The sequence below is a fragment of the Pseudomonas sp. AC463 genome (genome assembly GCF_979253585.1).
On sequence record NZ_CEEDDZ010001056.1, the window covers coordinates 1 to 243 of the forward strand.

Annotated in this window: 1 protein-coding gene; it reads left to right on the top strand. The window is 67.5% G+C overall.

The features are described from left to right. Positions 1-243: DUF885 family protein (locus AC0IYH_RS33490; RefSeq protein ID WP_471838744.1), on the top strand; the 243-nt coding region annotated here is incomplete at both ends.

Below are 243 nucleotides of genomic sequence, written 5' to 3' on the forward strand. Positions count from 1 at the left end.
GCTACGGGTTTGGGGCCAGTGCCGGGCGGTTCGCCCCCTATGTGCTGACGCAGTTGACCGGCGCCTATCGCGACGTACCCGATTTCCTGGGAAACCAGCACCGTGTCCGGGACGCGACGGATGCGGACGCCTATGTGGCGCGGGTGCAGGCATTCGCGGGCGCGATCGACGCGGAAACCGAACGCCAGCGCGAGGATGCCGCCAGGGGTGTGTTCGCCCCGGATTTCATCCTCGATACGACGC